The organism is Streptomyces sp. NPDC005402 (assembly GCF_040606575.1).
GTDB lineage: Bacteria > Actinomycetota > Actinomycetes > Streptomycetales > Streptomycetaceae > Streptomyces.
In genome coordinates this window covers 330183-349875 of record NZ_JBEXFB010000003.1, presented here as the reverse complement: position 1 = coordinate 349875, position 19693 = coordinate 330183, and the positions used below count along the sequence as shown (strand labels likewise).

The 19693-nt window shown below is 68.7% G+C and carries 23 protein-coding genes and 2 tRNA genes; 11 read left to right on the top strand and 14 right to left on the bottom strand.

Annotation, left to right across the window (positions count from 1 at the left end):
* Nucleotides 1-117 precede the first annotated feature (117 nt).
* From ABZT02_RS07530 to ABZT02_RS07480, 11 genes are all read right to left on the bottom strand, one after another.
* Nucleotides 118-1278, bottom strand: a complete 1161-nt coding sequence (locus ABZT02_RS07530) for a DUF3631 domain-containing protein (RefSeq protein WP_356015186.1) — start codon at nt 1276-1278, stop codon at nt 118-120.
* Entirely contained in the window at nt 1275-1535 is a 261-nt protein-coding gene (locus ABZT02_RS07525; protein WP_356015185.1) for a hypothetical protein, read from the bottom strand. The genes ABZT02_RS07530 and ABZT02_RS07525 overlap by 4 nt, the downstream gene beginning before the upstream one ends.
* A gap of 92 nt (nt 1536-1627) precedes the next feature.
* The gene (locus ABZT02_RS07520; RefSeq protein WP_356015182.1) at nt 1628-2533 is read right to left on the bottom strand and encodes a bifunctional DNA primase/polymerase; all 906 of its coding nucleotides are present in this window, start codon (nt 2531-2533) and stop codon (nt 1628-1630) included.
* A gap of 86 nt (nt 2534-2619) precedes the next feature.
* On the bottom strand, nt 2620-2910 hold the full coding sequence (locus ABZT02_RS07515) for a hypothetical protein (protein WP_356015180.1): 291 nt from the start codon (nt 2908-2910) through the stop codon (nt 2620-2622).
* 20 nt (nt 2911-2930) lie between these two features.
* Nucleotides 2931-3437 (bottom strand): hypothetical protein, encoded by a 507-nt coding sequence (locus ABZT02_RS07510; RefSeq protein WP_356015179.1) that lies wholly within the window; start codon nt 3435-3437, stop codon nt 2931-2933.
* Between the two features lie 204 nt (nt 3438-3641).
* Nucleotides 3642-5753 carry an FtsK/SpoIIIE domain-containing protein gene (locus ABZT02_RS07505; protein ID WP_356015177.1) on the bottom strand — a complete coding sequence of 704 codons (2112 nt, stop codon included), beginning with the start codon at nt 5751-5753 and terminating at the stop codon, nt 3642-3644.
* Between the two features lie 135 nt (nt 5754-5888).
* On the bottom strand, nt 5889-6059 hold the full coding sequence (locus ABZT02_RS07500; RefSeq protein ID WP_356015174.1) for a pRL2-8: 171 nt from the start codon (nt 6057-6059) through the stop codon (nt 5889-5891).
* 2 nt (nt 6060-6061) lie between these two features.
* Nucleotides 6062-6379: a hypothetical protein gene (locus ABZT02_RS07495; protein ID WP_356015172.1), complete on the bottom strand. Its 318-nt coding sequence runs from the start codon at nt 6377-6379 to the stop codon at nt 6062-6064.
* Between the two features lie 2 nt (nt 6380-6381).
* Nucleotides 6382-6729 carry an RRQRL motif-containing zinc-binding protein gene (locus ABZT02_RS07490; protein WP_356015170.1) on the bottom strand — a complete coding sequence of 116 codons (348 nt, stop codon included), beginning with the start codon at nt 6727-6729 and terminating at the stop codon, nt 6382-6384.
* Nucleotides 6729-7634, bottom strand: coding sequence for a DUF2637 domain-containing protein (locus ABZT02_RS07485; RefSeq protein WP_356015168.1), 906 nt, complete (start codon nt 7632-7634; stop codon nt 6729-6731). Before ABZT02_RS07485 ends, ABZT02_RS07490 begins: the two co-directional genes overlap by 1 nt.
* Nucleotides 7631-7915 carry a DUF6284 family protein gene (locus ABZT02_RS07480; protein WP_356015166.1) on the bottom strand — a complete coding sequence of 95 codons (285 nt, stop codon included), beginning with the start codon at nt 7913-7915 and terminating at the stop codon, nt 7631-7633. Before ABZT02_RS07480 ends, ABZT02_RS07485 begins: the two co-directional genes overlap by 4 nt.
* Before the next feature lie 460 nt (nt 7916-8375).
* On the opposite strand from ABZT02_RS07480, the gene ABZT02_RS07475 reads away from it, so the two are divergent.
* The 4 genes from ABZT02_RS07475 to ABZT02_RS07460 all read left to right on the top strand — a co-directional run bounded on the left by ABZT02_RS07475 (nt 8376) and on the right by ABZT02_RS07460 (nt 12862).
* On the top strand, nt 8376-9149 hold the full coding sequence (locus ABZT02_RS07475; RefSeq protein ID WP_356015164.1) for a GntR family transcriptional regulator: 774 nt from the start codon (nt 8376-8378) through the stop codon (nt 9147-9149).
* A complete protein-coding gene (locus ABZT02_RS07470; RefSeq protein WP_356015162.1) occupies nt 9146-9715 on the top strand; it encodes a GNAT family N-acetyltransferase in 570 nt (189 codons plus the stop codon). The genes ABZT02_RS07475 and ABZT02_RS07470 overlap by 4 nt, the downstream gene beginning before the upstream one ends.
* A gap of 157 nt (nt 9716-9872) precedes the next feature.
* Nucleotides 9873-11750: an AAA family ATPase gene (locus ABZT02_RS07465; RefSeq protein ID WP_356015160.1), complete on the top strand. Its 1878-nt coding sequence runs from the start codon at nt 9873-9875 to the stop codon at nt 11748-11750.
* An 899-nt stretch (nt 11751-12649) separates the two neighbouring features.
* Complete coding sequence (locus tag ABZT02_RS07460; RefSeq protein ID WP_007384031.1) at nt 12650-12862, top strand: hypothetical protein; 213 nt, start codon at nt 12650-12652, stop codon at nt 12860-12862.
* Nucleotides 12863-12891: 29 nt separating this feature from the next.
* On the opposite strand, the gene ABZT02_RS07455 is transcribed toward ABZT02_RS07460, so the two are convergent.
* The 3 genes from ABZT02_RS07455 to ABZT02_RS07445 form a co-directional block, all read right to left on the bottom strand.
* Nucleotides 12892-13284: a nuclear transport factor 2 family protein gene (locus tag ABZT02_RS07455; protein WP_356015158.1), complete on the bottom strand. Its 393-nt coding sequence runs from the start codon at nt 13282-13284 to the stop codon at nt 12892-12894.
* A 2-nt stretch (nt 13285-13286) separates the two neighbouring features.
* On the bottom strand, nt 13287-13943 hold the full coding sequence (locus tag ABZT02_RS07450) for an SDR family oxidoreductase (protein WP_356015156.1): 657 nt from the start codon (nt 13941-13943) through the stop codon (nt 13287-13289).
* 158 nt (nt 13944-14101) lie between these two features.
* Entirely contained in the window at nt 14102-15373 is a 1272-nt protein-coding gene (locus tag ABZT02_RS07445; protein WP_356015154.1) for an amidohydrolase family protein, read from the bottom strand.
* 257 nt (nt 15374-15630) lie between these two features.
* Between ABZT02_RS07445 and ABZT02_RS07440 the strand changes: the two genes are divergently transcribed.
* The 7 genes from ABZT02_RS07440 to ABZT02_RS07410 all read left to right on the top strand — a co-directional run bounded on the left by ABZT02_RS07440 (nt 15631) and on the right by ABZT02_RS07410 (nt 19308).
* Nucleotides 15631-15703 (top strand) — tRNA-Thr (locus ABZT02_RS07440).
* A gap of 46 nt (nt 15704-15749) precedes the next feature.
* Nucleotides 15750-15822, top strand: a tRNA-Met gene (locus ABZT02_RS07435).
* Nucleotides 15823-15910: 88 nt separating this feature from the next.
* Nucleotides 15911-16075, top strand: a complete 165-nt coding sequence (rpmG, locus tag ABZT02_RS07430) for a 50S ribosomal protein L33 (protein WP_003948671.1) — start codon at nt 15911-15913, stop codon at nt 16073-16075.
* A 126-nt stretch (nt 16076-16201) separates the two neighbouring features.
* Nucleotides 16202-16654, top strand: a complete 453-nt coding sequence (locus ABZT02_RS07425) for a MaoC family dehydratase N-terminal domain-containing protein (protein WP_356015152.1) — start codon at nt 16202-16204, stop codon at nt 16652-16654.
* A gap of 8 nt (nt 16655-16662) precedes the next feature.
* Nucleotides 16663-17091: a MaoC family dehydratase gene (locus ABZT02_RS07420; RefSeq protein ID WP_356015546.1), complete on the top strand. Its 429-nt coding sequence runs from the start codon at nt 16663-16665 to the stop codon at nt 17089-17091.
* A gap of 111 nt (nt 17092-17202) precedes the next feature.
* Nucleotides 17203-17772, top strand: coding sequence for a TetR/AcrR family transcriptional regulator (locus tag ABZT02_RS07415; protein WP_356015150.1), 570 nt, complete (start codon nt 17203-17205; stop codon nt 17770-17772).
* 87 nt (nt 17773-17859) lie between these two features.
* Nucleotides 17860-19308 carry a DHA2 family efflux MFS transporter permease subunit gene (locus ABZT02_RS07410; RefSeq protein ID WP_356015148.1) on the top strand — a complete coding sequence of 483 codons (1449 nt, stop codon included), beginning with the start codon at nt 17860-17862 and terminating at the stop codon, nt 19306-19308.
* Nucleotides 19309-19693: the final 385 nt, after the last annotated feature.

The following is a 19693-nucleotide window of genomic DNA, read 5'->3' as shown; positions in this document are numbered from 1 at the left end:
CCGCTACGCCGCTACATCGCAGGTCAGCGGGGGTGCTTTTGTAGCGGAGGGGCGGCGTGTAGCGGCTACGCGTGCGCTACGGGGTGGCGGGCGTAGCCGCTACACGCTTCGGTGCCGCTACAGATTCAGGGGCTCTGAGCTGGGCTGTAGCGGTGTAGCGGCTGTAGCGGAATCCCGGAGAGGGGGCGGGCAGTAGCGCGCCCACGCGTCCGCCAGATCCTCCGCATGGAAGCCCTTCAACACCCCGCCGGCGGTGCGGATGTTGCGGGAGCGGATCGGGCTGTTGTCGACCGTCATGTACTCCCCGAGCATCCGGGCAAGGCGCCGGTTGTCGAGGGGCTTGCCGTCGAGGTCAGCCCATGGGGCGTCGTCGAGGGCGTTGAGCCGGTCGAGGATCGCGATGGTGGGTAGCTTGTCCACGCCGATGAGGACGTGGTCGCGCAGGTCGGTCAACAACCGGATACCGAGGCTGTGTTTGTCGGTGTGCTGAGCGGCCTTGACCAGCGCTACGCACGCCTCACGGGCCCGGCGCGGCCACAGGCCGCCGACGGCATCGGCGATGGCAAGCAGGGGTTCCCACACGTCGGCGGGGCGGTCGGTGACGCCGTCGGGCATCTCCGGCCACGCTCCGAGCACGAACCCCCGTGCCTTCTCTGCCCATTCAGCGAGCCGGTCACGGAGCTTGTGGCCCTCAGCTTCGTGGATGCGGGCGCGGAAGGGTTCCACGCGTTCGTTGCGGGCCCGCCGTCGCATCCGGATGACGATGGAGCGGGTCATGATCGTGTCGGGCAGGTTGCCGAGTCCGGCGACCGCGACCGCACAGTACGAGGGGAATGCCTGAACGGTCTGGTTGCCGCCGTCGCCGATGCACCGGTAGGTGACGCCGGTACGGCGGTGCCCGGCGTTCAGGAAGCCCCGCAGGTCCTCGTTGTCGCCTGCCTTGGGCCCGAAGATCGTGTCAATCTCGTCGAACAGGATTGTCGGGCGTCCGTCGGTGCCGGACACGGCCCGGAACAGGGCGGCGGCGGACGCGTTGACGGCCACCATCGGGTGCGGCACGAGCGTTTCCACGATCTCCAGTGCCCGTGACTTGCCGGACCCCGGCTCCGGGCTGAGGAAGGCGAGGCGGGGTGTGGAGTCGAAGCAGTCGAGCAGGTGGGCGTGCGCGTCCCACAGCGCGACGGCGACGTAGGCGGCCTCGTGGGGGAAGACGTTGAAGCGGCGGTGGAAGGCTTCCACCTCGTCCAACAGCGCGGCCCCGTTGATGGTGTCGGTCATGCGGCGGCCCTTCCTTCCTGGGGAGTGCGCAGGGGGCAGGTGTCGCGGTGGGCGGTGTGGTCGGCGATCAGGGCGAGAACCCGGCGGTGTCCCACGGCGCTGCGGTCGCGGCCGCACAGGCACTTCGACGTGGCGGTCGGGGTGGCGCCGCGCGGGGCGCTGATGCTCAACCAGGCGACGGGGTAGCGCCCGTCTCCGGCCTGCGGGTCAGGGCCAACAGCAGTGCGGACGCCCTTGCGGGCGGCGCCAGTCGGCATGCCCACGGCCGTCTGTACCGGGGCGGATTCGGCGGCGCGCGGTCCCGTCAGGGCAGGGAGGCTTTTACCTGCGGGGCAGGGGCGGGGGGTGCTCATGCCGTCTCCCGGGGCCAGGCGGTGCGGATGGAGTAGTCCAGGGCTTTGCGGATGGTGGCGCGGCACTCGCCCGGCGGCAGTCCCGCCGACTCGCCCCCGCAGGTAAAAGCCGCTTCGACGGTGGCGCGGTCGAGGTCACCCCACGCCACGAAACGGCCCACCGCCCGTACGGCGCGCAGGAGTTCGGCCTGGCGTCCCCCTTCGCGTGTGGTGGCCACGGCCGCGACCTCGCGGCGCAGGACTGCGGCGGCGTATCGGTCGGTGTCGCGGGCGAGGGTGGGCAGGGTCGGGGCCGTGACGGGCCGCTGTGGGGCCGTCAGAGCCTTTTGGAGCCATTCAGGCAGGTTTGCAACGGGTTGGTCGTCCAGGACCGTGTACGGGCCCTGTGTCGTCACGCTGCCAGGGGCCACGACCTGACCGCCCCACGCTCGTGTGTCGACCTTGGGCGTGAGGGTGCCCGTGGTGTTGGCGAACCGGACGCCGTCCGGGGCGGCGAAGTACAGGTGTTCTCCCCCGCTGGGGGTCCGGATGCGGCGGGTGATGGGTGCGACCTGTCCGGCGCGCTCGTAGAGCGCCTGGAAGTTGGCCGCGCCGTCAGGCGTGCCCTTTTCGTCTTCGGGCTTGAGGGTGTCGAGGTCGACGACCAGAAGTCCGGCGGGGCCGGTGGCGATGCCGACGTTGAACGGGCCGGTGGCCCAGCAGCGTTCGATGCGGGCGGGGTCGGTGGTGGCGCGCCGCTCGAATGTGCGGTGTCCGTGGGCGCAGTCGCCCGTACGCGGGCAGCGGCGTTCGCCGTGCAGGGCCGGGACCTTGCTGCCGGGGCGGAGCGGGATGACGGGCCAGCCGCGTTCGGCGGCTTGCAGCGCCGCGCACAGCAGCGCGGATCGGGGGTCATGGGTCATGCTGGATGTCTCCAGTTCCTTGGACGGATGCTGGTGAGCAGGGGCGGCCCCGGACTTTGGCGAGACGGGGGCCGCCCTTGGCGTAGCTAGAACGGGGGTTCGTCGCTGTAGCCGTTGGGCCCCCACGGGTCGCGGCCGTGGGCGCGGCGGCACAGCCACCGGGGCCGGTGCGGCAGGGGGAGCAGGCGCCAGCGGCGGTTCTCGTTCCAGCAGGAGCAGGGCTCCCAGTCGCTGCCGGCGTACTCGCCGTTGTGGTCGCCGTAGGGGTGCTCGAACCCGCCGTCACCCTCGCAGTCGCGGCAGTCGGGGCGAGGCGTGTCGGTCAGGATCACGGTCCGGCGGGGCCACCCGACGACCTGAAGACGTAGACGGATCACAGGTGTTGACCTCATTTCGTTCAGCGGCGGTGGCCGTTGTGTGTACGCGCGAAGATCCCGCGCGTGTGGGTGGTGGTGTGCTCCTGCCGTACCGGCCCGCTGTAGTGGTGGTGGTGTTCGTCGGGGGCGGCCTCGGCGACGCGGGTGAACAGCCGGGCGAGAGCGAGGACGGGCACGGCGACGGCGGCCGGGGCGGCGCAGATCATGCCGATGACGGTGGGGTCTGCCTGCCGGGAGGCGATCAGGACGCCGATGGCGATCAGGCCGGGCGGGACGGTGGCGAGTCCGGCGGTGAGCATGAGGCGGGAGGCGTCCACGGCCCGCTGGGACATAGGTGGCACGCCCGGCTGAGCGACGGGGGGCGTGTCGCCGTGGGCGGGCAGGGGGCTGGTGTCGCGGTAGGAGGTCGGCACGGTGGGGGCGGGCCGGTAGGCGTCGGCGATGATCCGGCGGGCCTCGGCATCGGCCACGTCCTCGCTCATTCGGACGTCGGAGCGGGCCGTGTCGGGGGTGTGTTCGGCGTGCATGCGGAACCCCTTCCGAAGGTGGGTCAGGGAGGCAGAAGCACCCCCTTCGGGGGGTGCTGTGGAGGGGGTTTTCGGGGGCTGACCTGGGGTGCCTCCCTGCCTCCCTGATTGATCGTTTGTGCAGGTCAGGGCCAGGGAGGCGGGTCAGGGAGGGGGTCAGGGAGTTCTCCCTGCCTCCCTGACCCGATGCGGGTTGGCTCCCTGCTATCCGGCGGCGGAAGCGGAACCGTCATCGTCGCGGTGGGCGAGGGCGGCGGTGAGGCGGTCGCGGCTGACGACCATGACGCCGTCGGACTTGTACGGCTCGGCTCCGGCGTCGTCCAGGACGCGCTTGAGGTCGATGAACGACCAGCCGCCGTAGGCGTCCTCGTTGAGCACCGCGAGCCGCTTGAGGACGTCCTTGGTGCGCACCCGGGACGCGTCGCCGACCACGTGCGCGATGTCGGCGAGCGGGTCACGCTCCTCGCCCCGCTCTATGACGGTCAGCGTGGTGACGCCGTCGCGCATGGCCTTGGCGCGGTCGGTGATGGCCACGGCGCCCTCGTCGTCGACGTAGTGCGTCCGCACGGTGATGGACGCCTGCCCGGCGGGGATGGCAATGCCGTCCGAGGCGACGACCAGCGTGCCTCGGTCCAGGCCGGGGCGGAGCAGGTTGGGAGCGGCGCCCCCGTCGACCGCCTTGTCCCCCAGTGCCATGCGGGCCTGTGACTCCGTGCCCAGGGCGAGGGAGGCGCGGGTGTGGGCGCCCTCGCGGACCAGCTTGGGCAGGTTCTCGTTGGTGGGGTCCTGGGTGCCCTGCCACATCAGGACGTTGACCACCCGGCCCTGGTTGTGGATCTTCCGGACGGCCATGAAGTACCGGGAGTTGGCCTTGGAGCCGCCGTAGGGGCGCTTCTCGTCGTCCTTGGCCGGGCACATGAACGCCACCTGTGCTTCGTCGACCAGCACGATCAGGGGCGGGAACTGCGTTCCGGGCGGGGCCATCAGGCGGCGGTTCATCTCGTCCACGGCGCCTTCGACCATCTCGGTCACCTGGATCACGTGCTCATCGGTCGGGCCCTGGATCAGGGTGGTGGCCAGGCCCATGAACATCTTCCAGTCGCCGACGCCTTTGAGGTCGCCGATGAGGAACTGGACCGACTTGTCCAGCGCGAGCCACAGGGCGAGGGAGCGCAGGGCAACGGTCTTGCCCTGGTTGGACAGGCCGGTGATGAGCAGGTGCCGCTGATACAGCGACAGGGCGGCGGCGTCGCCGCGCAGGTCCTGACCCCACGGCGCACGGCCCTTGGCGTAGTCGGCGGTCATTGTCTCGTCGGTGACCAGCGGAGACGGGCCGATCGGCTCATCCAGGGCGCCGGAGTCGGCCACCCACAGGCGGACCGTGCGGGCGGCCTGCGGGATGGTGATGAACACCTCGTGCTCGTGCCGGGTCAGGTTCTCCGCCAGCTTGCGGCGGCGCTGCTGCACCTCGTTCGTCGACACCCCCGAGGGAAGGGTGACGTCGACCTCGACACCGCATCCGGCGATCCGGATCGGTCCCAGCATGGCCGCGCCGGCGTCGCCCATTTCCTTGATGGCGTTGCGCATGGCGGGGATACCGAGATCCCGCAGGGCCTTGACGACGATGGACGGGGTGATGGGCTCACCCTCGCTGTTGCGGACGCCTGCGGGCATGACCCATGCGGGGGCGGCCTGCTGCTTGCTGCCGACTGCCCACATGCCCAGCAGGGCGAACAGCGGCCCGAGGACGACCGCGTAGGGCCACACGACCTGCACGATCCTGATCAGCAGGCCGATGAACTCGATGGTGGCGGACAGGGGCGTGATGACGTCGGTGACGTCGTGATTGTTGATGGCCATCACGACCCCGAGCGCGACCAGCACGCCGATGCTCATCCCCACGCCGACCCCGACTCCCTTGGCCACGTCAACCGGCGAGTGGAGCAGGTCCATGCGGCGGCGGTGACGGGCCTCGCGGAAGCGCTGAAGCCTCTCCTCCCACTCCTCCGCCACCTCGTAGTTCCCCGCGGCTTCAGCGGCACGGAGCATGCGCTCGTAGCGGGCACCGGTCTTGCCGTCCCAGGTCCGGCGGGCCACGATCCGGCCCCCGTTGACGGTGTAGAGGCCGTGACGGGCGGCGGCCCGCACGACGGTCTTGGTGGTCTCGTGCGTGACGACCGTCTTGACGGCGCGGCCGGAGCGCACCCACAGCGGTATTGGCTTGGCCGGGGCCGGTACGACGGTCAGGGTGGTCACCGACGCGCCCTCATCAGGGGTTTCGGTGGTCTTGTGGAGGCTTACGGCGTGCTCGGACATGCTGGAAGTACTCCTGACTGCCCCGATCGGGGCGGGAGTTGCGGGAGGGTGCCGGGGCGGGCCGGGTCCGTGGCAGGGACGGCCCGTCCCGGCAGGCCGCGCATCACGCGGCGGGAAGGACGCGGGTGGGTGCGGTCACCACCAGCTCGACTTCTTCTTGGGCACGATGTACGGGCAGCCGTTGTGCATGTGGTCCACGCACTGCGGGCAGCCCTCGCGCGGCTTGAGGCGGCGGTGGATGCGCTTGTTGTGGGCGTGCTCCCAGCACTGCGGGCACTCGCCCGGCGGTGTCTGCGTCACGGCCATGCTCACCACCACCCCGACGACTTCTTCGCAGCCTTGACGGTGGCGGCCTCCGTGACGATGCGCTGCCGCTCGGACCGAAGCGCGGTGAGCTCGGCGATCAGCCGGGTCTGCACCGACTCCCACGCGCTCTCCAGCCTGCGTTCGGCGCGGCCGGTGCTCTTGGACCGCAGCGTGCGGTAGGAACCACCCACGAGCGCGCCCATGACCTGACGCCGTTCCTGGCTGGTCAGGGGCCACATTTCCTCGTTGCGGACCGCTTCCAGCTTGCGTTCCGTCAGCCTGATCTCTTTGTCCAGGCGGCGGGTGTTGGGCTTGCTCATGGTCAAGCACTCCTGAGGGAGGGGGAGTTGTCGGGGAAGGCGCAGGTCACGCACCTGCCGAGCGAGGGCGGGATGACGTATCCGGCATCTAGGCGGCACTCGGGGCAGGTGCGGCGCGCCGTGTTGGCCTTGGCCAGAGCCGCCCACCGTGCCGGGGTCATGGGGCGGACCGGTTTGGCCAGGTCGACGCGGTACAGGTAGGCGACCAGCGGGCCCCGGCGCCGACGTGGCCGTTCGAGCTGCGCCGCCACGTCCTGACCGCCGGGGCGCAAGTCGAGCGCCCGGAGCTGTCGGCGGGTGGCATAGCCGTCCGGGGCCAGACGCCACCGGAACACCGGAAGCGCGCCCATCAAGGCGTCTGCACGGCCGTAGCGGCCCGCTCAGCGAGCAGCGCATCCCGCAGCTTGCGGGCGTTGGCCGGCGACGTGTGGATCGCACGACGGATGCCCTCAGCGGTCACCCTCGCATCCGCGAGACCGGCCGTCGCCGACCGTGCCTCAGCGAGCAACTGATCGGCGGTGCGTCGGGGCCGGGGCGATCGGGCCGCGTCGGGAACCCGACCGGTCACCCCGCGCGGCGGAGTCGATCCGGCAGCGACGATCCGCCCCGCCGGGGCGGCGATCGGTGCCGGGATCGGGGCGGGGATGGCGGGCATCGGCTTGAGCGGAAGAATCGACTTGCCCAGGTCGACCGCGACCGGTTCCGGCACGGGCAGCCGGGTCAGCGTCATGGCCGGGGCGGGTGTTGATTCTCCCAGGTCAGCCGTAGACCGTTTCCTGATGGTCTCGGTGGATTCCTCCGCATTCGTGTCTGCGGTCGGGATCGGGGCGGGCCGGTGATGCAGCACCTTGGCGACCAGATCGGACCCGAAGTAGATCGACCCGACCGGAAGCGAGGTTGCCAGCAAGACCAGAGCCCAGTTGGCGGGGTCCCAGTCGGCGAGCCGTCCCCAGTCGACCGTCGCCCCGTGCAGGGCGGGGACCAGACCGTGAACGTAGTTGAGGACCAGCGAGGCGCCGGTGTAGGTGCCCAGCACCCGCAGCGCGAACGTCCGGTCCTGGCCGACCAGGACGAGCGTGGCGACCAGGGCGAGGGCCATCAGTCCGTCGACCACGAACGGGTAGAGGGCGGCGGCGGTCTGGTCGGCGCCGACCGCGTTGGCGATGTCCCGCAGCGCGTTCCAGGAGACCCGGAACGCCATGCCGACCACGGCCACCAGGGCGAGGACGAGCGCGATACGGCCCGTGCGGTTCATCGGGCATCGCCCCTCAGGCTCCGGCCGGGCAGCGTGGCAGCGGAGGGGCGGTTGGCCAGGGCCAGACCCTCGACCAGCACCCGGCGCCGCGCACGGCGGATACGGCGGGTGTCCAGCTCGGTCGGGGCACGGTCCAGGGTGATGATCTGCGCGTCGAGCAGGTCGACGCGCGCCAGGATCAGCGGCATCTCCTGCTCGATCGCGTCCAGTTCCGCATCCGTCGGCTCCATGAAGTCGGCGAACGCGGTAACAGCGTCCTGAACAGTAACGATGTGGTCCATTGGGTCGTGGTTCCTTCCAGAGAGGAACGGCCCTAACAGCGGCCCCGGTGTTACAGCACCGGGGCCGCGCGCCGTTGAAGTCGGTAGATCCGGCTCCCCTCAGCGCTGCTCGTACGAGACGAGCAGCGGAGGCAACCGGCGCGGCGAGAGCCGCGAGGGTCGATGCGCGATTCGGTTGCGCGGTCCGCCTTCTCGACTCGGGGAGGCGGGGCCCACATATGCAGTTTTCAAGTCACGGTCGCTACCGGCGGACGCGGTAACCCCTGGTCAGAGGGGCTCCCGTCTTCACGGGACCCGTCGGCGCTGTCAGTGCAGTCGGGCACACTTAATGGCGTTGCACCGCTTGCTCAACTTGTTGGTACAAGCTGATGCAGTGATGCTGCACCCACGGACGGTGAGTCGTCAAGCCTTTTGGAGCCGCATGTACCAACAAGTTGCGCGAGTGCGTCATGATGGGGCCATGAGTAAGCAGCCGAAGTACCGGCAGTTGGCCGACGTTCTGCGACGGGAGATCGACAACGGCACCTATGCGCCGGGCTCTCGGCTCCCGTCTGAGAGCGAGCTTTCCGCGCGCTTCGACGCGTCGCGGAACACGGTCCGGTCTGGTCTGGCCCTGCTGGTCTCGCAGGGGCTCATCACGTCAAGCCAGGGACTCGGGTACGACGTGGCCAAGCACGAGGTGTTCCAGCTGAACGCTTCGCGTTTCGAGAACCTTGAGTTCCCGCAGAACGGTGACGCCTACAACACGGACGTGACGAACGCCGGCCGTCGGCCGTCGCAGACGTTCAGGGTGGAGTTGACGCCTGCCCCTGAGTTCGTCGCCGAACGTCTGAAGGTCGAGTCAGGAGCGAGGACGGTGCTGCGGTTCTGCCATCGGTTCGTTGATGATGTGCCGTGGTCGACGCAGGCCACGCACTACCCCGAGTGGCTAGTCGAGCGGGGGCCGCGACTCACGGAACCCGGCGACATCGCAGAGGGGACTACGCGCTATCTCGCGAGCCTCGGCGTCAAGCAGATCGGCTACTTCGATGAGATCTCGACCCGGATGCCCACGCCGGATGAAGCGCGGTTGCTGGAGATCGGGGCGGGTGTGCCGGTCATGCTCTGGACCCGCACGGGCTACTCGGAGGATCGCCCGATCCGCTGCACCACCACGACCTTCCGGGGCGATCTGAACCGGATGACCTACGAGATCGGTGACCTGTCCGGCCGAGACGAGAACGAGCCTCAGTGAGAATCCTCCCTGCTCAACCCGACGACGTGTCCAAGCTGCTCGCCTTCCGTGAGGAGGCTGCGGCTTGGCTTACGCGGCTTGGAAGCGACCAATGGCAACGCTCGTATCCTGCTGACCGCCTGCTCGCCACTATCGAGGCAGGCACCGTCTTCATGGTCGTGGACGGCAACACCACAGCCGCAACCATCACTCTCACTCCCGATGCGGAAGAAGGGCTCTGGACGCAACAAGAGCTGCAAGAGCCGTCCATGTTCGTCAACAAGCTCACTGTGGCGCGTACGCATGGGGGGCGGAACCTTGGGGGGCGGCTGCTTGATTGGGCGGGGGAGCGTGCCTACCTCGCCGGGGCCAAGTGGCTTCGGCTGGATGCGTGGACCACTAATGAGGCGCTTCAGCACTACTACCTCAGGCAAGGCTTCAAGCACGTTCGCACGGTCCGCGAGGGCGGCGCGGTAAACGGAGGTCCGCGCGTCTCGGGCTGGCTGGCACAGCGGCTCACGGGGCATGCCGAGCACGGATTCGTGGATTTGACGCCTCCACCTGTTCGCTTGACCGCTGCCTCCTGATCGTGCCGCTACGCAGGCTCGACGTCAGTGCGGCCATCGCTTTCCGAGGCCTTCGGACGTGCGCAAGGAGCGCAAAACGCGAAACCTGAGCGTGGGGCCGCGAGCGCGGGTAATCTCCAGCCAAGACGCGTAGGTCCCCGTGTAGCTGTAGGTGCGCATGCGTATTTCTGAGATTCTGATTGAGAACTATAAAGGGTTGGCGCATGCCTCCTTCTCTGACATGGCGGACGAAGCGGTAATCGTCATTAGCGGCCGAAATGGCACAGGGAAAAGTCATGTCCTGAATGCGTTGGCCGTTCTATGGAATGAGCATTACAATCTGGAATCGCAGGTTGGACCCTATGGGGACGACTGTCGCATTTCTATGTCGGTTCGCCTGAGTGAAGCAGAATCGCGCGCGGTAACTTCCTGGTCTCAGCGGGCTCATGGAGTGGCTCACGAATCGACTGGCTTGCATACTGTCTCGGTTCACATGAATAAGGCAAGTATGCGAATTATGGCGGATAGTGGGACGCCTGACCCAATCGTAGCGATCCTCAGGAATCCTTCTTTTCAGCAGGAGCACCCGTTTGCTCGGCTGGATTATATTCCTGCGACTCGTGCACTTATTTCAAGTACGACACCTGCTGTTAATCTCGGCATGTTTCGTGCAGACAATGAGCTGCAAGAGCGTCGTCAGATGATCTCGAATGTGCTAAGCAATGAATCGCCGACGATGAGCCTGCCGGACATTGCAAGCTATCTGGCAACCTTGGATTATCAAGGTCTTATCGGCGCTCGGCAGGGATTCGATTATCCGGATGAATACGGTTTGATTGCCAAGGCCTTCCACGATGCGACGGCTAAAAGGATCCTTCGCCCGGTGATGGACCGTGAATCCGGGGAGAGCGGGATTTACGTTGAGGTGTCGGAAGGGGTGATTCATCCGATCGACAAGCTTTCATCCGGAGAGAAGAGCCTCCTGGGCCTCATGTACTTCGTTCGACGCCTGTCTGCATCGGGTGGTGTGTTGCTCCTGGATGAGCCGGAACAGCACCTGCACCCGACGCTCCAGGCTGCTCTATTCGAAGCCATGAAGGAACTTGCGGACCGAGCGCAGGTGATCGTTGTTAGTCATTCAACAAACCTCATTTCTACCGTTCCAGTTTCAGGTCTATTGGAAGTTCGTTCGGTGAGTGAGTCCAAAGCGAATCAGATTACTCGTCTGACTGCCCAGCCGAACAAAATGAGCCTCCTTGCTGAGCTGGGGCTAACGCCTGCCCAGGTTCTCCAGGCTGACGGATTGCTGGTGGTGGAAGGCAAGACTGATCAGCAGTTCCTCAGTGCTGCGCTTCCTGTAGAGGTGGGCCGAGTTTCCATTCTGGTGGCCGGTGACAGTAATCAGGTTGTTGCTGCACATAGGACTCTTTCGGGTTTGTCGCTCGGCATCCCCTGGTTGTGTCTACGGGACCGCGATCTACTAACAGATGAGGAACGGGCTGAGCTCCTGGAAGCACACGAGAACTTGCATGTTTGGGAGCTCAGAGCAATTGAGAGTCATCTCCTGAGTATCGACCTGGTGCATGCAGTGATGGTGTCGCTAGGCAAGGAGATCTCTATGTCAGAGGTTGAAGATGTAATGCGTCGAGCGTTTGAACCGCTACAGGAAGAGGTTCTAGGGGGTCTAGTGGAGGTTGAGCTTTCTCGCCGCTTTCCCCCTCCGGGGAGAGCGCCGCAGGGCTCTCGTTTTCAAAAGATCAAATGGCAATGCGAGCAATACGCTTCTGTAAACCAGGATCGCGCAGATGCGGTGAACGGAGTTGCGGAGGAGCAGCGTCGCGAGCTCGCGGCGGCGTGGCCCTCTGAGTGGGCGCGACTCGTTGACCCCAAAGCGGCTTTGGCTTGCCTTAACGCCGAACTCCGGCTCTTCAAGTCACCAGAAGACCTCAAGCGCGCGCTACTTGTCAGGGCGAGAGATGACCTTGCGGTGCGGCCGTCGGGGATCGAGGCTCTGCGGGTTCGTCTGGTATCTGCCCTAGACCGTGATCGTCAGTAGCAGGCCCCGACGGTTGACGGTCAGGAAGCCCCTACTGTTCATGGGGTGTGGGGCAGGCGCGGGGCGCGGCTGAGGCTGTAAGGACGATGCCCTGGTCGTCCAGGGTCTGATGCGCGGTCTGTAAATCTGCCGGCTCAGCCTTCCCAGGTTCGAATCCTGGCGCCGCCACGCTGAGAAAGAGACCCCCTCCGAACTGCGGAAACGCAGAGCGGTGGGGGTCTCTTCGTGTTTCGGATGTCCGGGGCCGGGTCGGGTTGCGCTCCCGCAGCGCTGCGCGCATGCAGTGGTAGTGGTCCAACGCCTGGCGTCGCCGTATCCGGACGGCCCAGCAGCGGAGGCAGATCATGCCGACTGCGGTGACGAGCGGCTGGCCAGTGTTCCGGCGGCGACTCCGAAGGGAGCAGGGCGGCCATGATCAGGCCCATGAAGCCCAGCGGCACGGCAGCCACCGTCCCTCGCGTGCCGCAGGCTCAATGGGTCGTCTACCAGCCGTCGCACGGACGCCCGTGACGCTGAGGGCGGTGTAGAGGACCACCTGAATCATCCAGAGGGCCCCGATGGTCGCCCTGGCGGAACAGGCGGTGACTCGCACACCGAAAGGAAAGATCGACCGCCGTTGAGACCAGACTGCGAGGGAGGCGGCGCTCGAAGGAGCACACGGCACGTACGGCCCCGGGACCGGCGGAAAGCCAAGGGCGCTGTGAATACCCCTTGCCGGTCAGGACTGCGCTCGGCGCCGGTGCCCCGGCCGCCCTCCCGCCCCCGAGCCTCGCCGCCGTTCGTCCCGTCCCCTCTCGGCCCGCCGCAGCCGCCCGCCCCACCCCGAGCCCCCACGTCTCGCCGGCCCAGCCGCCCACTCCAGGCGCACAAACCCCCTCCGCCCGGGGCACACTGACGGCATGTCCAGTCGTCGCAGGCTCTGCCCCGAATGCCGTCGCGAGATCGCCGTCGTCGCCGGCCGCTTCGCACGGCACGACCCGCCCGGCGCGCGTGAGAGAGGCCAGCTTGTCTCATGCCCGGGCTCCCGCAGACAGGCGGAACTCGGAGCGGCTCAGCCGTCGTTGGACGGGTACGCGGTCCCCGTCGTACCCGGCCAGCTGCCCCTGTTCTGACGACGTTCTGACGTGCCGGGCGGAGGCGCCTACGCCCCCGCCCGCACGTCCATCCGCGCGACCAGCCCGTCCTCCCCGAACCGGTACACGTGCTCGACCGTCTCCTCGGCCCACCGCTCGCCCGACGCGTCGCGCGCCCCGAGCCGAACGGTCACCACCACCTCGGACTCACCCGCCCCACCGGCCCCACCCGACCGCAGCCCATCCAGCCGTACGAGAGGGTGTCCCGCCGCGAACTGCCGTGCCCAGTACGCCCGTACCGCCTCATGTCCGTGCAGCCGGCCGCCGTCCAGCATGTTCGGCCAGTTCACGTCCGGGGCCAGACAGCGCGGCACGAAAGCGTCCCGCTCGTCCGTCGCGAAGACCTCGTACATGCGCCGCAGCAGTGCCTCCTGCGCGGCCGGTACCCCCTCGGCGGGCATCCTCAGTTGCCCGCAACCGACTTCACCGCGACCGACACCGGCGTGGCACCGCTCACCAGCTCCAGCGTCAGCCCCGCCGTCGCCGGCGTGTCCAGCAACTCCGCCAGTACGGCGGCCACGTCGTCGCGCGGGATCGGGCCGCGGCCGGTGTGCGCCTCCAGACGGACGAGGCCCTTGCCGGCGTCGTCCGTGAGCGCGCCGGGACGCAGAATCGTCCACTCCAGGGCGTCCAGGCCACTCACATAGGCGTCTGCCTCACCCTTGGCGCGCAAGTACACGTCGAAGATCTCGTCGCCCTCGTGCCCCAGGTCCGCGCCCATGGAGGACACGATCACGAAGCGCCGTACGCCCGCCCGGACCGCCGCGTCCGCGAACAGCACCGCGGCGGACTTGTCCACGGTGTCCTTGCGGGCCGCACCGCTGCCGGGGCCCGCGCCCGCCGCGAAGACCGCCGCGTCCGCGCCCCGCAGAACCGCCGCGACCTCCTCGACCGAGGCCGACTCCAGGTCGAGCAGGGCCGGTTCGGCACCGGCCTCCCGCAGGTCGTCGCCCTGTTCCGGGCGGCGGATGATCCCCGTTACCTCGTCCCCGCGCGCGGCGAGCAACCGCTCCAGCCGCAGCGCGATCTGACCATGACCACCAGCGATGACAATGCGCATGCCTTCGACCGTACGCCGGAACACCCGTGAACGCCGCGTCAGGGGAGTGCCGGGTGGGGCAAGGGAGCACAGGGCAAGGAGCACAGGGGCGAGAGGCAAGGGGCACAGGCCCCGTTCCCAGGACACCCCGCCCACCAGTACATACGGCGTCCCGCCCGCTACGACACCTCCCCCCGCCCCTGCCGAGGCAGCCCCAACTCCGTGGCCGCCGCCGAGTTGCAGTACTCACGCACCGCGCTCGTCCGTGCCACCACGCGCCCCCCGTGCACCACGATCCGGCTGTACGCCAGGGAGAGCGCGCCGGCCAGGTGGTCGCCGCGTACGGCGAGCAACTCGGCCGGGAAACCCGCCTCCACGCGGACCTCGGGCAACCCGAGTACGGCTCGCGCCGACGTGCTCACCGCGTCGTAGGCGTCCTCCGGCCGCAGCCCGTACCGGGAGGCGAGCAGGTAGGCGGCCTCCAGTGGGTCCCCGCGGCCCACGGGGTTGGTGGCGTCCCGCAGCGCTCCGCTGCCGGCGGCCACCTGGACCCCGGCCGCGCGCAACAGCCGTACCGGGGCCGTGCCCCGCCGGTCCACGCCCGCGCAGCCGCCCTGCGGCAGGCACACGACGGCGACTCCGGCCGCCGCGAGCTGGTCGGCGGTGCGAGAGACCACCTCCGCCGGGAGCCGGTCGAGGCCGGCGCAGGGGCCGAGGGTCACGCCGGGCCGCAGCCCTCCGGCCATGGCGGCAAGGCGGGCGAGCCGGGCCGGGTCGGAGGCGTCGGTGTGCAGGTCGACGGGGCAGCCGTGCTCCGAAGCGACCTCCAGGACGGCCTCCGCATAGCCGGTCGGATCGGGGTCGGCATCCGGACAGCCGCCCACCACCGAGGCCCCCATCTTCAGGGCGTCTCGCAACATGGCGAGCCCTTCCGTCCCGGCCACCCCGGTCAGCACCCTGGGCATCGCCACGGCCGTCAGCTCGGTGAGCCCGCGCAGCGACCGTCGCGCCTGGAGTACGGCGGCCAGCGCGCCCAGCCCCTGGACGTCACCCACGCGCACGTGTGCCCTGAGCGCGGTCGCCCCGTGCCCGAGCTGCAGCAGAGCCGCCTCCGTGGCCCGGCGCTGGACGTCCTGCGGGTCGGGGGAGACCGGCCCCTCGGCGTCGGCCGACAGCGCGGTGTCGCCGTGGGCGTGCGGCTCGGCCGGGGCCGGCAGGAGCAGATAGCCGCTGAGATCCACGCACGCACCGCACGCGCGTGTGCCGCCCCCGGCCAGGCTCCCGGCCGTACCGACCGCCTCGATGCGCCCGCCGCTCAGCCGTACGTCCACGGTCCTGCCGTCGGTGAGCCGTGCCCCGCACAACAGGAGACCGGCTCCCTCGGACCGGCCCGACGACACGGCACCCGACGAGGACGAGGAGTGGGGCGGCTGCGGCTGGCTGTCGGGCATCGCACTCCAGGGGCTCAGGGCTGCGCAAGCCCGGAACCACCGGAACCGCGCAACGGGACGCAAGATCACGCAGAGTGAGTCGAGCCTAGGGTGGCTGCGCGCCCGTGACGGGGAGGAGCGCAATAGTCGTACCGGTGTGGTCCGCCGTACGGGAGAGGCTGTTGAGGCCCCCGGGAACCCCGTGGATCAAGGCGTCCGGGGCGCTGCGAAACGGATTTGGGCGAACGGCGGCGGAGCGTGTAATGTCTTCATCGCTCGCCCCAATAGCTCAGTCGGCAGAGCGTCTCCATGGTAAGGAGAAGGTCTACGGTTCGATTCCGTATTGGGGCTCTGGTGTGTGAGGTTCCCGTCGCAAGGCGGGAACGGATCGCATCTCAGCGGTGTAGCTCAGTCGGTAGAGCAAGCGGCTCATAATCGCTGTGTCACCGGTTCAAGTCCGGTCACCGCTACAGACAGTAGCCGATTGTGGGGTCGGTCCTTCGATCGGCTACTCTTCTATGCGTTAATCGTCCCATCCGTTCGTCAAGGAGCACTCCTGTGGCTGCCACCGACGTCCGCCCGAAGATCACGCTGGCCTGCGTGGAGTGCAAGGAGCGGAACTACATCACCAAGAAGAACCGGCGTAACAACCCGGACCGACTGGAGATGAAGAAGCACTGCCCGCGTTGCAATGCGCACACCGCGCATCGCGAAACGCGATAAATCAGGCTCGTACACGAGGCCGTCCCCGAGAGATCGGGGGCGGCCTCGCGTCGTTGAGAGACCCGATACCGGTCAGTAAGACAGCGCAGAGCAACAGCGCAGAGCAACCAGGAGGTGCCGAGGCCCATGGCGCTCGACCAGTCCTTCGTGGGGCGGACCTACCCGCCCACCGAGCCCTACGAGGTGGGCCGGGAGAAGATCCGCGAGTTCGCCGAGGCAGTGGGGGACACCAACCCCGCGTACACGGACCCGGAGGCCGCCAAGGCGCTCGGCCACCCCGATGTCGTCGCTCCGCCGACCTTCGTGTTCTCCATCACCTTCAGGGCCGCGGGGCAGGTCGTCCGGGACCCGCAGCTCGGCCTGGACTACAGCCGGGTCGTGCACGGCGACCAGAAGTTCGCCTACGTCCGCCCTGTGCGCGCCGGTGACCGGCTGACCGTCACCTCCACCATCGAGGCGATCAAGTCCATGGCCGGCAACGACATCCTGGACATCCGCGGCGAGGTCCACGACGAGGCCGGTGAGCACGTCGTGACCGCCTGGACCAAGCTCGTCGCGCGCGCGGCCGAGGAGGCGTGAGGAAGAAGATGACGGCGAAGATCGCATACGGCGACGTCGAGGTCGGCACCGAGCTGCCGGCCGGGACCTTCCCCGTGACCCGCGCCACCCTCGTCCAGTACGCGGGCGCCTCCGGGGACTTCAACCCCATCCACTGGAACGAGAAGTTCGCCAAGGAGGTCGGACTGCCGGACGTCATCGCGCACGGCATGTTCACCATGGCCGAGGCGATCCGTGTGGTCACCGACTGGACCGGCGACCCGGGCGCGGTCGTCGAGTACGGCGTCCGCTTCACCAGGCCGGTCGTCGTCCCGAACGACGACCAGGGCGCCACCGTCGAGGTCAGCGGCAAGGTCGCCGCCAAGCTCGACGACAACACGGTCCGCGTGGACCTCACGGTGACCAGCGCGGGGCAGAAGGTGCTGGGGATGTCGAGGGCCGTCGTGCGACTGGCCTGAGAGCCGGGTACGACTGTGCGGGTAAGGGGCGTTCTCCATGGTGGGGCGCCCCTTACGGCTTCCTGGAAATCCCCCCTTGCAAAGTTAGTGATTGAGTACTAACTTAGTCGCATGGTCAGGATGAGCGCAGAAGAGAGGCGTGAGAGCGTCATTCGCGCGGCGACGATCGAGTTCGCCCGCGGCGGCTACTACGGTACGTCGACCGAGGCGATCGCCAAGCGGGTCGGGGTGTCGCAGCCGTATCTCTTCCGGCTCTTCCCGGGCAAGAAGGCGATCTTCCTGGCGACGGCGGAGCGCTGCATGCAGGACACCATCCGCACCTTCGAGGAAGCCTCCAGGGGGCTGGAGGGCGAAGAGTCCCTGCACGCCATGGCGGACGCGTACACCAAGGTCATCGCGGAGCGGCCCGAGCTGCTGATGATGCAGATGCAGACGTACGTCGCGGTGGGGGCCGCCGAGCAGGAGGGCGACCACGAGTTCGGCGAGGCGGTCAGGGCCGGCTGGATGCGGCTGTGGGACACCGTCCACCTGCCGCTCGGCGCCGACATCAACGAGACGACGACCTTCCTGGCGTACGGAATGCTCGTCAACTGCCTGGTGGCGATGGGCTTCCCGCCCGGACACCGGGTCTGGGAGGGGATGTACCCGTCGGCACGGTTCAAGGGCCGGCTGGAGCACTGAGCCGGACAAGGCGTTGTCGGCGCCTTTTCTTGATCGAGAAACTTAGTAATCAATAACTAATCACCGATCACACCCGCTGGGGGAGCGATGTCACAGCAAGCGCAAGCCGCACCGACCGAACGTCTCGGGGGAGCCATATGGGCCCTCGTCATCACCAGCATCGCCGGATTCATGGCGGCCCTCGACAACCTCGTCGTCACCACCGCCCTGCCTTCCATCCGCGAGGACCTCGGCGGAGCGCTGCACGACCTCGAATGGACCGTCAGCGCCTACACGCTCACCTTCGCCGTCCTGCTGATGACCGGCGCGGCGCTCGGCGACCGCTTCGGCCGGCGCCGCCTCTTCCTGGTCGGCCTCACGATCTTCACCGGCGCGTCGGCGGCCGCGGCCCTGGCACCCGGCATCGACTCCCTCATCGCGGCCCGCGCGGTCCAGGGCGTGGGAGCGGCGATCATGATGCCCCTCACCCTCACCCTCCTCACGGGGGCCGTGCCCGCCGCCAAGCGCGGGATGGCGTACGGCATCTGGGGCGCCGTCAATGGACTCGCGGTCGCCTCCGGACCGCTGATCGGAGGCAGCCTCACCGAACACATCTCCTGGCAGTGGATCTTCTGGCTGAACGTCCCGCTCGGCGTCGCCCTGCTGCCCCTGGCCCGCCTGCGCCTCGCCGAGTCCCACGGGGCCGGCGCGCGCCTCGACATCCCCGGCACGCTGCTCGCCAGCGGCGGTCTCTTCGGCATCGTGTACGGCCTGGTCCGCGGCCCGTCCGACGGCTGGACCGACTCCGTGGTCCTCCTGGCCCTGTTCACGGGAGCCGCGCTGCTCGCCGCCTTCGTCATCTACAGCACGCGGGCCAAAAACCCGATGCTTCCCATGCGGCTGTTCCGTTCCCGGGCGTTCGCCGGGATCAACGCGGCGAGCCTGCTGATGTTCCTCGGGATGTTCGGCTCGATCTTCCTGCTCAGTCAGTACATGCAGGGCGTGCTCGGCTACTCGCCCACCGAGGCGGGCCTGCGGATGCTGCCCTGGACCGGCATGCCGATGCTCGTCGCGCCGATCGCCGGGATCCTCTCCGACCGCATCGGGGGCCGGCCGGTGGTGGCCACGGGGCTCTTCTTCCAGGCGGCGGGGCTCGCGTACATGGCGTCCGTGGTCACGGTCGACGCGTCCTACGCCGCGCAGCTTCCCGGTCTCATCCTCAGCGGCATCGGCATGGCGCTGTTCTTCGCTCCCGCGTCCAATCTGGTCATGTCGAGTGTGCTGCCGAAGGAGCAGGGCATCGCGTCCGGGGCCAACAACGCACTGCGTGAGGTGGGCGGGGCGCTGGGAATCGCCGTCATGGCGTCGATCTTCTCCTCGCAGGGCGGATACGAGAGCGGGCAGTCCTTCGTCGACGGCCTGCAGCCGGCGCTGGTCACCGGAGCGGCGGTGGTAGCGCTCGCCGGGGTTGCGGCACTGCTGATTCCCTCGCGGAAGAGGGTCGTCGCAAAGGAGGCTCACGAGGAGGAGCGGGCGCTGGAGATGGTGGCCGGCTGAGATCGCGCGTCGAGCGCCGACGGTCCCGCCCGGGGGAGGGTGGGGCCGTCGGCGCGTGTGCTGGCCGGGGTGCCTAGGGGGGTGCCGGGTCGGTTGTCGGGCGGCCGCGGTCAGTGGGGGCTGGTCGCGCAGTTCCCCGCGGGCAGCTGCGCTGGGCTTGGGCGGGGCGCCTAGGGGGTGCCGAGTGGGGTTGTCGAGCGGGTGCGGGTGCGTTGTGGCTGGTCGCGCAGTTCCCCGCGCCCCTGGGGGGTGCAGTCACCTGCGTCACGAGGGACCGTTCGTTTCCCGCGCCGCGCGCCACGACGGGCCGCAAGCCGCGTACGGCGCGCAGGGGACGGGGTGGGGGGTGTCCGCCCGCAGCGGCCGGCGTCCGTCACCGAGCACA